This is a genomic window from Paenibacillus sp. WG02 (genome assembly GCF_055396115.1).
The window spans coordinates 2,092,729-2,108,499 of record NZ_AP036016.1 but is presented as its reverse complement, the minus strand read 5'-3'; the positions used below and the strand labels follow the sequence as shown (position 1 = coordinate 2,108,499).

At 43.8% G+C, this 15,771-nt stretch carries 10 protein-coding genes; 2 read left to right on the top strand and 8 right to left on the bottom strand.

Annotation, left to right across the window (positions count from 1 at the left end; translation table 11 throughout):
* Positions 1 to 90: 90 nt before the first annotated feature.
* From ACBP55_RS09940 to ACBP55_RS09910, 7 genes are all read right to left on the bottom strand, one after another.
* Positions 91 to 1,503, bottom strand: a complete 1,413-nt coding sequence (locus ACBP55_RS09940) for an extracellular solute-binding protein (RefSeq protein WP_464651179.1) — start codon at positions 1,501 to 1,503, stop codon at positions 91 to 93.
* A 105-nt stretch (positions 1,504 to 1,608) separates the two neighbouring features.
* A complete protein-coding gene (locus ACBP55_RS09935; protein WP_464651177.1) occupies positions 1,609 to 2,523 on the bottom strand; it encodes a carbohydrate ABC transporter permease in 915 nt (304 codons plus the stop codon).
* 21 nt (positions 2,524 to 2,544) lie between these two features.
* Positions 2,545 to 3,486 carry a carbohydrate ABC transporter permease gene (locus ACBP55_RS09930; RefSeq protein WP_464651175.1) on the bottom strand — a complete coding sequence of 314 codons (942 nt, stop codon included), beginning with the start codon at positions 3,484 to 3,486 and terminating at the stop codon, positions 2,545 to 2,547.
* Positions 3,487 to 3,504: 18 nt separating this feature from the next.
* Positions 3,505 to 4,665, bottom strand: a complete 1,161-nt coding sequence (locus ACBP55_RS09925; protein WP_464651173.1) for a GntR family transcriptional regulator — start codon at positions 4,663 to 4,665, stop codon at positions 3,505 to 3,507.
* Between the two features lie 302 nt (positions 4,666 to 4,967).
* A complete protein-coding gene (locus tag ACBP55_RS09920) occupies positions 4,968 to 6,152 on the bottom strand; it encodes a GntR family transcriptional regulator (RefSeq protein ID WP_464651171.1) in 1,185 nt (394 codons plus the stop codon).
* Between the two features lie 206 nt (positions 6,153 to 6,358).
* A complete protein-coding gene (locus ACBP55_RS09915; RefSeq protein ID WP_464651169.1) occupies positions 6,359 to 9,205 on the bottom strand; it encodes a GxGYxYP domain-containing protein in 2,847 nt (948 codons plus the stop codon).
* Between the two features lie 364 nt (positions 9,206 to 9,569).
* Positions 9,570 to 10,442 (bottom strand): helix-turn-helix domain-containing protein, encoded by an 873-nt coding sequence (locus ACBP55_RS09910; RefSeq protein WP_464651167.1) that lies wholly within the window; start codon positions 10,440 to 10,442, stop codon positions 9,570 to 9,572.
* 141 nt (positions 10,443 to 10,583) lie between these two features.
* Between ACBP55_RS09910 and ACBP55_RS09905 the strand changes: the two genes are divergently transcribed.
* Positions 10,584 to 12,377, top strand: coding sequence for a family 78 glycoside hydrolase catalytic domain (locus ACBP55_RS09905; protein ID WP_464651166.1), 1,794 nt, complete (start codon positions 10,584 to 10,586; stop codon positions 12,375 to 12,377).
* Complete coding sequence (locus tag ACBP55_RS09900; RefSeq protein WP_464651164.1) at positions 12,377 to 13,252, top strand: alpha-L-rhamnosidase-related protein; 876 nt, start codon at positions 12,377 to 12,379, stop codon at positions 13,250 to 13,252. Before ACBP55_RS09905 ends, ACBP55_RS09900 begins: the two co-directional genes overlap by 1 nt.
* A gap of 157 nt (positions 13,253 to 13,409) precedes the next feature.
* On the opposite strand, the gene ACBP55_RS09895 is transcribed toward ACBP55_RS09900, so the two are convergent.
* A complete protein-coding gene (locus tag ACBP55_RS09895) occupies positions 13,410 to 15,746 on the bottom strand; it encodes a helix-turn-helix domain-containing protein (RefSeq protein ID WP_464651162.1) in 2,337 nt (778 codons plus the stop codon).
* Between the last annotated feature and the right edge of the window lie 25 nt (positions 15,747 to 15,771).

Genomic DNA, 15,771 nt, shown 5'->3' with positions numbered 1-15,771 from the left:
TCGTGCCATCAAGCTCAGTAAAATCGTTATAGCTTAAAAGCCATATCATCTAAGCTTCCACTGAAGAAGATCTTGTGTAATAACGTCTACTTATTTCCCTGCAGCAACAATCTGATCCTGGGCAGCTTTCAATAATTCTTTCACTGGCTTATCCGTAAGCATTGTCTTCGTCATAGCCTCACCGATGGCTTGCCATGCTTTATTCGCATCACCAGCAAAGGTTGGCAACCCGACTACTTCACCTTGTAGACCTTTTGCAAAAATATACAAGCTTGGTTGAGCGGCTTTGTAAGCATCGGATTCTGTAATAGACTTAAGAATTGGTGCTCTTACACCTGCATCAGCAATATTTTGTTGAATGGTTTGACCCATAAGCTCTTCAATCACCTTGAAAGCGGCTTCCTTATTTTTCGAATAGGTTGGAACAGCCTGGAAGGCAGCCCCAATCGTAACGTTACCAGGCTTACCTGTTGGTCCTAATGGAAGCGGAGCAACGCCACACTCCATTTTCTGATCAGCGCAACCTGAAATGACCCAAGGTCCGTTAACTTGATAAGCAATTTGACCTTTATCAAATGCGGAGAAGAATGTGCCTTCTTCAAGTGCGGAAACAATTCCCGGTTTATTGTATTTGTTCATTTGACGAAGGAATTCAAAGGCTTTTTCGTTTTCAGCTGAATTTAGTGTCGGTGCGCCTTTGCCATCAACAAAGTCCCCGCCGGCTAATTTCATAAACGCGCCGAAACGCAAGTATCCACCAAAGTTCGGTCCACCATAAACGCCGCCAGCGGATGCCTTTCCGCTTTCGAATATTTTCTTTGAGTTAGCAAGCAATTCATCCCAAGTAGCTGGGGCTTTGTCTGGGTCTAATCCTGCTTCTCTAACAATCTTTTTATTCCAATAAAGAATGTTGACTCCCGGATCTGGTGCTAGTCCATATATTTTTCCGTTTACTTCCATAGGCTTCCATGCTGCTTCTGCAATAGTTGATCTAACTTTGGCTGCAAGCGCATCTGGAAACGGTTCAAGCTGACCTGCTAAGGCAAAGCCTGGCATCTGTGTTTCGCCTACGATAATATCTGGACCGTCTTTCGCTAGAAACGCAGCGGATTCTTTTTGAATCAATGGCTCAGCCCAGCCCCAGTCCGGAGCTACAAGCTCAATATTTTGACCTTTTAACTTCTCGGATAAATATTTGAGATTGTCATATTGCATCTTATCGTTTTTTGAACCTTTAATTTTACCGGATTTGACATCTTCATCATATTGTTTAAGTCTTTCTTCCGGTTTTTCATAAGCACCAAGGATCATGGCATTATCAAGTAGGACAGAAAGTTTTTTTGCTTTTGCTGGTGCTGCAGGAGCTGCTGAATCTTTTGCAGCCGCTGGCGTCGTAGTTCCTGTCGTTGCCTTTGGATCTTTTGTTTCGCTTTTCGAGCAAGCCGCTAATGAAAGACATAGTGTTGCTGCAAGGACTATAAATGCTGTTTTCTTTATAACCATTGTACATTCCCCTTTCGTATGTAAACCTTATTTGAGCTCGAATTCAATATATCATATGATTCATTGATGCACAATACGTTATATCAAATATATTTAATTTTATTTTTAGCCCTTTAAGCCTGCGTTTGCCAGACCTTGTACAATCAAATTTTGAAATAGGAAAAACAGAAGGACACTCGGAATCGTAAGTAATAAACTTAACGATAAAATCTGAGGATAATTCACAATAGACCCTGGCGCTCCAGCAAAAGCAGTAAGCTTAGACAATCCCGAAGCAAGCGTTTGCAGTTTGCTGCTGTTCGTATAAAAGAAGGGCGCTGACCAATCATTCCATGTATTTATAGACACCGTAATAGCCACATAAGCGAGTACAGGCTTTAGTAAAGGCATTAAGATTTGAAATATTAGCCTTATTGTACCAGCACCATCTACCTTAGCTGCCTCATCCAATTCACGCGGCACTTTTTCCAAGGATTGTTTGATTAGAAACACACCTAGGATATAAATGGACCCGCCATTAAGAAGGATATATACCCACCAAGTATCAAATAACCCCTTCCCACCTGTAAAAATGTCATTCCCTCCTGCAAAAGGAAACCGCACAAATTGTAAGTAAGTTGGCAGCAGCGCAACGACCGTAGGAATCATTTGGGTAGCCAATAACGCCATAAACAATACTCCCTTACCTTTAAAGCGCAAACGAGCAAACACATAGCCGCCTAATAAAGAGGTTAGTACAGCAAAAAAAGTAGCGTAAGCGGTACGGTAAATCGAATTCAAATATAAATAACGGGTGGATTTATCTATAGAAGCAAAGAATAAAAGTTTTAAATTCGTTAATGTCGGGTCCTTGGCTATGGGAAAAAAACCAATCACCGAGGTATTGTACTCATCTCTCGTAAACAAACTCGCAAGTAACATGAAGACTAACGGATACACCAAAATCAAGCCTCCAACCAGCAATATCAGATGAGCTATCAAATATTGCGGCTTCAGCTGCTTCTTTAGAGCCATTAACATGTAACCATCCCTACCTTTCTTCTAATCCTTATCTTGAGCTAGTTTATAATAGGCAATGGATGCAACAAAAACGATTGTCGCCAAAATGACAGAGGATGCTCCAGCCATACCCAAGTTAAAATTGAAAAAACCGTCAGCAATAATGCGATATACCAATACTTCCGTCGAACCATACGGCCCGCCATTGGTCAAAAAGGCTACTTGCTCATAAATCTGAATAGCTGCTATTAATCCAGTAATCACAATATAAGTTGCGATCGGCTTAATCCCGGGTAACGTAACATTTATAAATTTACCGACCCGACCGGCTCCATCTATTTCGGCTGCTTCATACAACACAGGATCAATCGATTGTAAGCCGGCCAACCAAAGCAAAGCCTGTGTGCCGACACCTTTCCAAACCGAGTAAACACAGATCTGAACAATACTCCAGAAAACGGATGATTGCCATAGGATGGGCTCGAAGCCCATAGCCTCTATCGTTTGATTAACAGCACCATTAATCGGATTCAACAATATATTTAAGACTTGCGTTGTCGCAATCGTCGAAGTCACTACGGGTACATACCATAACGTACGATAAATCCCTTTTCCGAAAAGAGGCAAATTCATTAATAGAGCAGCGCCTAGCCCAGCTGCAATAGCCAATAACGTTACCAGTCCTCCCATCCAGATGGAACGGAATAGATCAGCAATATACGATTTATCTTGAAAAAAGAGGATAAAATTATGAAAGCCAACAAACTTCGGATGATCGTTAATCCCAATCCACTGATAAAAACCAAGGACGAATGAAAAAATAATCGGAACCCCATACATGACCATCCACCATAACAGCATGGGTCCCAAAATAATCGTGGCTACAATGGCATCCGCATGCCTTCTGCGAAACCGTTTCCATCCTACAGCCTCTAATGGCGTTGCGATAATAGCTGAACTTTCTTTCGACTTGTAATGACTCACTGTTTCACCTCATAGATTTTATTTGTTGGGCCCAGTTGTATCGCGTATCACTAATTCAGGCTTTAAAGTCTTACTGATAAATGAGTGCTGAGTACCCAATTCACCCTTGCTGCTCAATAACTGCAACAATATTTTCGCCCCTTCAGCGCCAATCTCTTCTTCCGATTGCGATATATAGGACAAGGCACCCTCGTCGCCTATTTCCATATTCGGATTATCAAATGTCAGGATGGATATATCATTAGGCACACGAAGACCCATATGTTTGGCCAGCTTGGAAACATGGACCCCAAGACGAGAATTTAACGTGATATACGCCGTAGCGATCTTATTTTTCATAAATGGGTATAAGGTATGCTTTTCAGGGTTCGTCTCACTCTCATCGATCGTAAAATCAGCCATAATAAGCGCCGGATTGATCAATGACCCTTTAAGCTTCAACGCATGGATATACCCATTGATACGATCTTGAACCGTTACTGTGCTTGAAGGTGAGTCCGAGCAAATGGCAATATCCCGATGCCCAAGCTCCCATAAATAGTTCACAGCCAACTCTGCCCCCATGCCACCATTCGAATTGATGTAGCTTGTTTCAATGCCGGGTAAATAACGATCGATGAGTACAAAAGGGAAATTATCCATTTTCAATTTAATGATATCTTCGTTATATTGTTCAGCATCAATTGGAAATATCAACAAGCCTTCAGCCCCCATTCGAATCAGTCGGTGGATCGCTTCTTTCTCCCTCGAGCTATAATTTTCGGTTAAATAAATGACCAGCTCACACCCGCTTGCATTCAATACCTTATTAATCCCTTTCAACAAACGAATGGCGAAGAAATCCTCTAATTTAGGAATGACTAGCCCGATACGTTTATTCACGACTTCCAATACGTTATTTGATCCTGAACTCACTTGCTCATCTGACTTAGATTTTCCGGCCTTAGCTAGATCCCTTACCTGAACAAAGCTTCCCTTTCCAGGTATGCGATGAATCCAGCCCATTTTGGCAAGTTCACTCAAGGCATTGGCAACCGTAATCCGACTTACTCCGTAGTACTGCATCAGTTCCTTTTCTGAAGGAATTCGTTCATTTTCCTTGAGATCGCTTGCCAGAATTCGATTTTTGAAATGCTCTTGAATTTGCAAGTACATAGGCACCTTCACTTCGTTTAACAAGGTATCCACCTCCTTCTCACAATCCGCTTGCCCTGATGTTTTCTAATTAAAGCTCATCTATCAGGTTTTATATCGTTTTTCCGTTCCGCCCCACCATCCCCAATCGCAAACAACATCAAGCAGGATCATCTTTCTAAGCTTCTTTATTAATACTAATATAGCATATATATCGGATAATTCAATTAGTTTTTTATTAATATATCATTTTATATCCTTTTTCTGATGCAAAACACAAAAAAAGCAACTCTTTATTCGGACCTTTTAGGCCTAATAAGAGTTGCTATATGTCATTTATATAGATATCACTTTTTTAACGGTCCTGTCGATTTACCCACCACTAACTTCGGTTGCAGGATAATTTTATGATACTTGCCGTCACTTTCACCGTCGCTATCCAACAAACCAATCAATACTTCCGCCGCTTGTCTGCCTATCTCTATCTCGGATTGAGCAACATGTGTGAAGGCTCTTGTTTCGCCTTCCCCCGAGTATGGGTCATCGAAGGTGAGAATAGAAAGTTCATCAGGAACATTAAGCTCTAATCGTTGTGCGATGGCAGCAATATGAAGACCCAACTTAGCATTTAATGTTATATAAGCCGTGGCCAATTTATTACGGACATATCTATACAAAGGATGCTGATCATCGACGCCTTTATTATAATCAATTCTGAATTCGGTTAAAATGAATGCTGGATTGATCAAAGCATTTTTCTGCTTTAAAGCTTCCATATAACCCGCAATCCGCCCTTCAACTGTAGTTGTAGAAAGCGGAGAATCCGTAACGATGGCGATATCCCGATGACCCAGATCCCAAAGGTGAGAGACCGCTAATTGGGTACCCAGAAAATTATTTGAGCTCACCACATGCGTTTCTACGCCAGGTAAATTTCGATCAATCAATACAAACGGGTAATTCCTTATCTTCAATGCGAGGATTTCTTCATTATATGTTTCTGCATCAATTGGAAAAATAATTAAGCCCTCTGCACCCTTATGGATGAGCTCCAGAATCGCTTCTTTTTCTCTATCCTTGTTATCTTTCGTGAGGACAATAGCTAAATAATAACCACTCTCATCCAATATAGAATTAATGCCTTGAATCAGTCTCAATGCAAAGTAATCCTCTAACGACGGAATCAAGAAGCCGATCATTCGGCGGCGGTTCGTAGCCAGCGGTTGATAGCTTTCTGCAGAAATCACATTTGGTTCAAGCTCGCTTACTTCAGGCTGGTCTTGATAGTGTGAAACAGGTTGAGGCATAGACTTGCCTTGGACGAAGCTTCCTCTTCCTGGTATTCTGTAAATCCAACCATCCTTGGCTAGCTGAGTGAGGGCATTCGCAACCGTGATTCGGCTAACGTGAAACTCCTCCATCAATTCTTTTTCTGTTGGAATTTTGTCATCATTTGCCAGCTGCCCTGTTGTAATCAAGCGCTTAAAATGCTCCTGAATCACCATATATAATGGTTGTCTTTCATTATTCATTGTTCTATGCCCCTATTTGCTAAATTCTCTTATATCAATTATAGCAAACTAACCCGCTTAGTCAATACCCTTCGACTGGCCATGACTTTGGCGTCCTATTTAAGGCAATATTCGTTCTAAGTTATCCGTTCAGCCATATAAAAACAGCTTATGACCCGCTACTCCTACGAGGATGTAGACAAGATCACAAGCCTTTTATAAAGAGATTAATTAATCGTTATCTTATCCACCGTGATTGTGGCAACATCATTGAAATATACCCTGTATTCCAGTTGATGGTTGAGCGTCGTCTGGTTAAATGTCAGACTGAAATTCTGGTATTGGTTCGCTGTGGTAAATTGCTGCCTCAAAATGTTCTGTGAAGCCACAACCGTATTGGCAGTAGCATCCCATACATCAATGGAAGCCACTTGCAAGTTGTCCTGTGTATTGTTATCTACTTTTAGGGCAAAGGTGACTTTTCTATTGCCTACCGGTACGTTTGAATCATAGGGACCATATACCATATGATTTGCGTTATCTTGGGTAGGGTTTGCTTGCCAGCCGTCTCCAACTGCACGCCCTACACCATGCCCCAAGATTGTACCCTCAGCTTCATACTTGCCTATGCTGGTTGTTGTCGTCACCTTATCAATGCTAATCTTTGCATTATCCAAGTAGTTTGCCCTGAATTCCAATTGATGGCCAGCAACGTTCGTGTAGCTTAAGCTGAAATCCTGGTAAACATCATTGGCTTTGAATTGGTTCCTGTATACATCGAAGGCTGCTAGGTCCAGGCCCGTTGTGGCATCTCTCACATCAAGCCTGAGAACGTTGTCGTTATTTCCTGCAATGGAATCAATCTTAATCTTGAAGGTTGTTGTAAGCGGACCTGCTGGGAATGTGGTCACATAAGGCCCCCACAGCATGAATCCTGCATTGTCTTGAGTGACATTCGCCGACCACGAATCACCATCTGCCCGACCCACAGTATGGTTGAATGGCGATGTCGCATAGCTCGTATTTTCTGCTTCATACGTTTTTACAACTGTCGATGGATCCACAGGCAAATTGTAATACTCCCTCATAAGTTGGAAATAGTTATCCGGTGTTACAAAAACAATGTTGCTATTGCTGCTGAAATTGTTGACAGCATCAACAAACATCTGATAGGACACCTTCCATGGTTGCGCCTGAATCGATACAAATTTGGGAGCACTGCTATTCCATCCTGCGATTGCGCCATTTATTTGATTAATGACATCCGAATACGAAGAACAATAGGTTGCGTTAAGCCCTTGAGCTGGCAATACATTGTTATACAGTGTAATCTGACCGCCTGATTGCATACCTGTTAACCCCAAGAGAGAGGGCGCATAAGTGGCGAAGCTATTTCCAACGTTTGTATTGATTCCGCCGAGAATGGTATTCCACACGGTAATCACTTTCAGACCCGAACGATTGGAATAATCATTGCTTAACGCAACGTAGTTATCCAGATATCCTTGATTTGCCCAAAAATTCGGATAGGTATAGCCAACCCCTGTCGGCCCACCGATCAAGTTATCATTCGGCGTAGCCGAGTTGTATAAGTAGTTCAACACTCCAGGCATAGCGTCCAGCATAGCAGGAGATACCGTCCATCCTACTGGTACCGCCCCCCTGTTGGGAGCATCCCACAACCAGCTTGTTTTGAATTTATGCTCTAAATACTGCAGATTATCTCCATCGCTCATGATCAAAGAGACATAAATTTTATTTCGCAACGCCGGCTTATTGGCAAGCGGCTTAACATTGACGGCTCTGGAAGTCCCGCCGAATACAGTCAAGTTCGATGAGAAGTCGCTTGCAATCGTAGTAACCCCGTATTCCGATGTTCTAGTGACGCCTACGCCTTCATCCGGCCACCATCCCATATAGGTTCCTGTTCCATCATGCGGCATACTCGAAAGGAATTGCCTTAATACCGTATCTTCCGCCGGGATACTTGGATTAAGCCATATCGCTGCAGCTCCTATAGCCGTGGCATAATCACGCAAGAAGCCTTTTATTTGCGGATTTAATCCGACAATGATCTTGTGAGTCACTTGTGACCAATAATTATTATATAAGTACTGATAAACTTGGACTTTCGTCGTAAACATCCCGCGCAAATCATTCAGGATGGGCAGGTTGTATGGCGCAGCGGTTAGCTTAGCTACCTGTGATGGCGCAGCTACAATGCCTCCACTTAGTGAAGCAATCGTTGTGGCTAAATTCACCGTGTCCGGGACCGCTTCATCGTAAATCACTATACCGCTTATTTCACTTCGATATTTGGTAATTAGGCTATAGTTGTCAGTCACATCGGTATGACCTAAACCTAATGTATTCAACCAATTGTATTTCCCATCTTCACCTCTTACAGCATTGTCATAGGTGTAAATTCGCGGCTGGGTTTTATTAACCAAGCCTTTTACAGTGGAGAATAGAACAGCATCATCTTCCATTTGCTTCGGATTCGTGCCGACGGCACCAGCCCTGACATAGGAGCCTCCGTACCAGAATACCCTGAATTCGAGGCTATGCCCTGCCGTAGCATTATTAAAAGTCAGATTAAAGGTCTGCATCCTGTATATGTCGGTCCATTCCTGCCTTGTAACATCTCTGGCAGCCAACGTCTGTCCGTTTGTGTTATCTCTTACATCTATCCTTACGATCGCGTCATTGTTCGCCGTATTGTTATCAACTTCCAATTCAAAGAATGCCGTATTGATCCCTACAGGAATGTTTGTAACATACGGCCCATAGATCATAAAATCATTTACATGATCAATACTGGTTTGGACAATCCAATTGTCCCCGTCCAGATGACCAGTCGCATGAGAAACTTGGGGACCATTTGACTGATATTTGTATTCCGTTGTGGTATCCATGACATCAAGCGTAGCCGCTGGTGCTGGAAACGAAGGTAGAACCTGCCCCGAAGGCCAGCTAATTGCAGCTTCTGCAGGCGGTACCGATACTGTCAAGTTAACTGTTGCTGTTACCATAAGAGCTGCGAGTAACATGTGTATAAACTTTTTAGTCTTCATTAATTTTTATCCTCCAATACTTTAATTTGGATTATCACCTATTCAACCAGCCTCAAAGACTATGTTCTTCAGTAACCTTGGCTATTCCCTTATCAGGCACCCTCCTCCTTGAATGCGTTTTCAGATGAATAACAACGACTGATCTCAACTTGATCGAGTTGATCTTCATCACCTCTCCCACTTTAGGATATGTCCATTATATTGTTTATGTCAAATGTTTTCTGCGAATAATAGTTATTGCTTCGCAAAAACCTCTAAACAACAGGCTAACCACACAGTTTTGCATGGCATCCATTCGCACATCATTTATGTCATTCATAGTAAATAGGCTGCCGGATTAACTTACCGGCAGCCTGCTGTGGAATTACCCATTTCGATATGAACGGGGCGTATGACCTGTCCTCTTCTTGAATAGTTTGACAAAGAATCCCTTGTCCTGATAGCCAACCGCTTCTGCGATTTCGGACACAGGTAAACGAGTTGTTCTCAGAAGCTCGCAGCTGCGCTCAATACGCAGGTTCTGGACGTACTGCGTGAAAGTAAAGCCTATCTCTTTGACGAACAACCGATGGAAATGACGCTCGCTGAGCCCAACCGCTATGGAGGCTTGTCCAGCTGTAATCGATGCAGACAAATTCTCGCGAATGAAGGAAATCGCCGCGCCTAGTTTTCTCTCGGTCTTCATCGGAAGCTCGTTCTCCAATTCAGTGAGATGCCTCTCAAGCTCCGTTGCAAGCCCAATAAACAAGCCGTGCATACGCGGAACAAAGCCGATCTTCCGCTGGCGGAATTCCTGATAGGCTTGAACTAACAACGTATGGAAAACACCGGTGGTATCCCGAATTTGCTTCCATTCCGGCTGACCAGGGACAAGGTTTAGCAGGGGTAATACCGCCGTCAAACCGTCAAGCCCTGGAAATTGCTGCAGTGCCTCGGCCACCCGTCCGGCTATGAATATAAAGTTATAAACAACTAGTGGAAACTCAGGATCGGTTGACCGAGGACGGAACACGTGCGAGGTGCCCAGCGGCAAAATGAACAGATCTCCCGGACTCACCGAAAGTGTCTCCTCACCGATATAATGAAAGCCTCTCCCCTCTGCAACATAGCAAATCTCCGTAAACTCATGCTCGTGCAGCTGCAAGGAATAGGATTCAGAGACTCGGCTTACGTTATAAGGCAGCTCTTCGTCAAAGTAGAGCTGCGCTGGCGTTATCTCAGCCTTTTTTCTTATCATGGGATGCCCCCTTTAATGGCAGTATACCCACTAATATTGGCAGAATCAACACTTTTATGTCCATTACAGCAAGGTATAATGAGAGAGAAAACCATTAGGCCCACAAGAATCTTGGACACATTTTAGCAGGAGGTAGACGGTATGAAGCTTGCAGGACTGAAAACAGAGTATACGGTTACACCGCTTGGCATCGACACTTTGGAGCCAAGATTAAGCTGGCGGTTGGAATCTGACATACGCGGCATCAAACAAAAGTCTTTTCAAATCCTTGTTTCCTCCACGCTTGAAGCCCTCTTGGCTGATACCGGTGAGATTTGGGATTCAGGGAAAATCGATTCCGATCTAACCTACTCTATTCGTTATGCAGGGAAAAGGCTTGAATCCGGACAACGATGCTATTGGAAGGTCAAGATTTGGGATCATAACGATTCTTCAAGTGATTGGAGTGAGCCTTCTTGGTGGGAAATGGGGCTATTGCAGGATACAGAATGGCAAGGACAATGGATTGGAGGGACTTCCGTTCAAACGGATACAGAAGCCCCCGCACCCTTACTACGCAAAACAGTCCAACTAGATAAGAAAATTGTTCACGCCCGAGCCTACATTTGTGGACTAGGTTATCATGAATTATGGATCAACGGGGCAAAAATCGGTCATAACGTACTGGATCCAGGGTTTACCAATTACGATCAACGCGTGCTATATGTGACTCATGATATAACGCATAACTTGCATAAGGGAATCAATAGCATCGGTGTGGAACTAGGACGAAGCTTCTATGCACTCAAAACCCCAAATGTCTGGCATTGGGAACAAGCTTCTTGGAATAGTGAGCCTAAGCTGCTTATTCAAGTGAATATCCGATTTGAGGACGGCTCCAATCTTTCGGTTACCAGCGATGAGACTTGGCGCACGACATCTGGACCGAGGCTGAAAAATTCCTTATACAGCGGAGAAGTTTATGATGCTAGGCTTGAAAAATCGGGCTGGACATCTCCTGATTACGACGATGCTGATTGGTCTAATGCGGCCTTGATAGCGCCGTCTCCGGCTAAGCTGCAATCCCAAATGATCCCGCCGATTCAAATCATCGAAACCGTTCAGCCTATAAGTATTCGTCATACGGATGCGGGCAATTATATCGTTGATTTTGGCATCAACATTGTTGGATGGGTTGAATTCCAGGTTCAAGGTGAAGCCGGTAGATCGGTACAATTACGTTATGGGGAAAAATTGAATCCTGACGACACGGTATATAACGAAAACTCATATGTTACCGGTGAGAGTCAAACGGATCATTATATGTTGCGTGGAAATGGCATAGAGGTTTGGGAGCCAGCTTTCAGCTATAAGGGATTTCGTTTTGTGGAGTTGGTGAATTGGCCTGAAGCTCCAGTCTTGGATTCGATTTCAGGTAAAATTATACGTTCTTCGGTTAGAAAAACAGGAAATTTCACTTGTTCAAATCCATTATTGAATCACATTTATGAAGCAACCTGTCATACCATTCTTAATAATTTGCACAGTATACCTACCGACACACCGGTCTATGAAAAAAATGGCTGGACTGGAGATGCCCATCTAATTGCAGAAACTGCCAATTATAACTTTGATCTCTTGCTGTTCTGGGAGAAATGGGTGCAGGATATCCAAGATTGTCAAAAGCCGGATGGCGCGATTCCTCTCATCGTTCCCGCATCTAAGTGGGGATGGGACCATGCACCGGTTTGGACCTGCGTTTATGTTCTAGTTCCATGGTACCTCTATATGCACTATGGGGATCGTCATGTATTGGATCAGCATTATAACCGTATAAAAGCTTATGCGGATTGGGAAATTTCGAAGCTGGATGCGGATCATACTGCGCACAGTGTGCTTGGAGATTGGGTTCCGCGGGGAGCAAGGATTGGAGTGCACCCGAAGGCACACGATTAATGGCATCGGCTTACGCTTATCACATTCTAAAGACTGTATGTCAAATTGCAGAAGTTGTAGGAACAGCATCGGACGTTGAGCATTACAATCATGTAGCGATGAAAATAGCAGAGAGCTTTCATACGACTTTTTTCAATCCTGTTAAGGGGATTTATGAAACGGAAATCGAAGCTGGTTATCGCCAAGCCTCCAATATCATTCCGCTTGCCTTTGGGCTTACACCTAGTGAAGATAAAAACCAAGTCATTCTACATTTATTACATGACATCATTACTGTTCGGGATAAGCATCTGAATACGGGAATCATTGGCACGAAATATATTCTGCCTGTTCTGACCGATTTGGGCTTTGGTGAGCTTGCCTACGCCATCGCTGATCAGAAAACGTATCCAAGCTGGGGATTCTGGCTGGAGAATGGCCTTCATACACTTTTAGAAGAGTGGGAATTGAAGTCCCGATCACAAAACCATTATATGTTCGGCACGGTTGTGGAGTGGTTTTTTAAGTATCTTGCTGGCATTAAGCCTGATGCTCCGGGGTATAAATCTTTTATAGTAAAGCCGATTGTTGTGGGTTCGCTTAAGCAGGTTTCCGCACAAATGGAGACCATGCAGGGTCAGATTCTGGTGTCTTGGCAGCTCTCCATTGATGGAGATTACAATTTGGAGGTTACCGTTCCTCCGAACTCCCAAGCTACAATATTCATCCCAGCCATTGATTCAAATGGAGTAACCGAAAATGGAGTTGCCCTGGGACTTGCCCATGAAGTTAAGATAAAAGACCTTGCTATCACTGATTATGTGGTCTGTGAAGTGAGTTCAGGCACCTATCATTTCCGTTCTCACAGTCTTCCTAGAGCTTTACTTAATAAATAGCTCGAACTGGCTCCTGATCAAAAAGCAGATAATAGGAAATTATCCCCTTGCGGTAGACAGTGAAATTAGAGTCCATGTTATCAAGGACTGATGACACTGTTTGCCGTAGGGGATTTATTATGCTGCTTAAGAAGACGCAAAAGTTGAATCGTTGCAGCTACTCCTTTGAATTAGGGAACAGCATCTTATACTGCTGAGGCGTGACTCCCTCTCTCTTTTTGAACTTACGGATAAAGTGAGATTGGTCTGTATAGCCGACACGCTCAACAATCTCTTTGACGCTCATAGACTTAGCCTGCAGCATCTCCTTCGCCTGATTCATACGAATCTCTTCCACAAAGTCGCTAAGCGTAGTCCCCGTTTGATTCTTGAAGTACCGTGACAGGTAGGAGGGTGAGACGCTGAAGATATCAGCAAGCTTATTTGAATTCAAGGTAACGTCGGCATAGTACTGCGACACATAATCCACGATTTTATCCCGCAGCTCGAAATTCCGGCTTTCCTTCTTGCTGCTCATCTCATCGGCAAAACGCATGCAATAGCGAATGAAGATGCGCTCAAACTCCTCCATGGTTTCAAAAGCAAAAGCTTGCAGCGTCTCGTCTAAGTACCGGTCCTGCTCTTCCCTGGATATCTCCTTAGCCAGCTTGAATACAGCTAATACCATCCCTTGGCATATGGCCCGTGCGGCTCCAGGCGTCAAAAAGCTGCTGCGGATTTCGTTGATTTCCTCGGCAATGACGGCCCCCGCCAACTCTCTATCTCCAAGCTTAATCGCCTTAACAAGGTTCGATACGGCTTCATCCAAAAACTCATATTTGGAGCTCGCTTCGAATGCGGCGTCTTGATAATGCAAAACGACATTTTCCCCCTCCAAGAAACGGCGATGGGATGTTTCAACGGCTTGCCTGTAGTAGACTGGCGTATCTAGAATATGATGAAAGAGCTCGCTGATCCCGATCGTGACGGTGAATGGAAAAAGCCGCTCGAAAAAATCACGAATTTTTCCCGCAGCCTCATGAAGCGTCTCCTCGCATCCTGCTTCTTCCTGGGCCTTTATGCCTGCTAATAAGGCAATGCCGCGATTCTCCGTCAGATCAATGCCATAGCCATGACCTAACTCCATAGAGATCTCTTCAGCCACGTTCATAATGCTGTATTTGAGAACATTCTGTATGATCGGGGTATTCGTTTTTTCAAAATTCCGGTAATCATCGATCCGAATAATCAATACAGCAAATCGTTCATAACCAAGCTGCATGCCCGCTTTACCCAGTAATTCATTAAGCTCATCCTGGGATCTCATATTGCCCTTAATCAGATCAGTCAGCACTTTTTCCTTCAAAGCAGCTGATTTGGTTTTGAGATGTGAACGCAAGTCGTTGTTCTCCAGATTCATATGCTCAAACGCTTCGCTTAGCCAGTCGAGCTCATTATTTTGCTGCTGCACCTCTGAAGAATGATTTTTCCGAACGGAATCCATTAACCTTTTGATCGGCTTATAATGATGTCTGGCAAGGAACAGCGACAACCCGATCCCAAGCAGCAGCACCGAAGCCACGATGATATAAAAAATGGTCTGAGTTTGTCTGACCACATTAAGAAATTGGCCTGTCGGCACCACCACATAGTAGGACCAGGGCATAAATCCGGAAGCCAGTTGAACCAATGAATGTGGACCTTCCGGCAAATTCAGGCTGCTCACAATGGATGCCGTTCGATCTGCTGGTAACGAAGGAAGCAGTCTAACTGCGTCCTTCCCCTCCCCACTTCCACTTGAAGCGGATACGATAACCCGGTCATCCTTATCGATAATGAAGGCTTCGCCTTCAAACTCCTTAATTGCACCCCCTATCGCCTTTTTCATTTCCGCACCACTGATTAAATAGAGAATCACTTGTGTCGGTTTAACGCCATTGCCTGGGAGAGGAAACATGTAGATGGCCGCATCCAGCTTGTTGGCGCCATTCAAGTTTATGGATTGAACGGGCAATAAGTACGGCTCCTTCAGTCCTGCGGCAAGCTTTTCGAATTCAGCATGGTTCAAATGAGCGAATGGGTAAACGTTCTCAAAAAAAGTGTCCAAATCATAGACGCCGCTTGCGGCATACACCTTCTGCTCTGCCATTTCATTGAAATACAGACCTATGTCCAGCAGATAGGAATGGGTCGAGCCATATGACCTCAGTTCCTGGATAGCCTGCTTCGTCTCATAGCCCCCTTCGGAGAACGAGTACCGCATCAGCTTGTTATTATTGGAAATTTGCAAAGACATTTGCCGTAATTCATTAAACCGCTGATCAATCTGATCGCGGATTTGCTTTAATGCGGTGATATTGGACTGCTCGACAATGCCCTCCAGCGTATCGAAAAACTTCGTATAGACGAAGCCTCCGATGGCCGCTAACAGAAAGACGACTAAGAACAAATAGGAAAAAAAGTAAGTCATAAGTCGTGAAACCTGAGGTGTTCTCTGCTTTTTCCCTGTGCTCATAAGTCGTCTTTCTCCTTTACCGGAC

What these genes read in the sequence shown, in the direction of transcription:
- ACBP55_RS09940 (WP_464651179.1), bottom strand. Translation starts at nt 1,503, where the DNA reads ATGGTTATAAAGAAAACAGCATTTATAGTCCTTGCAGCAACACTATGT.
- ACBP55_RS09935 (WP_464651177.1), bottom strand. Translation starts at nt 2,523, where the DNA reads ATGTTAATGGCTCTAAAGAAGCAGCTGAAGCCGCAATATTTGATAGCT.
- ACBP55_RS09920 (WP_464651171.1), bottom strand. Translation starts at nt 6,152, where the DNA reads ATGAATAATGAAAGACAACCATTATATATGGTGATTCAGGAGCATTTT.
- ACBP55_RS09915 (WP_464651169.1), bottom strand. Translation starts at nt 9,205, where the DNA reads ATGAAGACTAAAAAGTTTATACACATGTTACTCGCAGCTCTTATGGTA.
- ACBP55_RS09910 (WP_464651167.1), bottom strand. Translation starts at nt 10,442, where the DNA reads ATGATAAGAAAAAAGGCTGAGATAACGCCAGCGCAGCTCTACTTTGAC.
- ACBP55_RS09905 (WP_464651166.1), top strand. Translation starts at nt 10,584, where the DNA reads ATGAAGCTTGCAGGACTGAAAACAGAGTATACGGTTACACCGCTTGGC.
- ACBP55_RS09900 (WP_464651164.1), top strand. Translation starts at nt 12,377, where the DNA reads ATGGCATCGGCTTACGCTTATCACATTCTAAAGACTGTATGTCAAATT.
- ACBP55_RS09895 (WP_464651162.1), bottom strand. Translation starts at nt 15,746, where the DNA reads ATGAGCACAGGGAAAAAGCAGAGAACACCTCAGGTTTCACGACTTATG.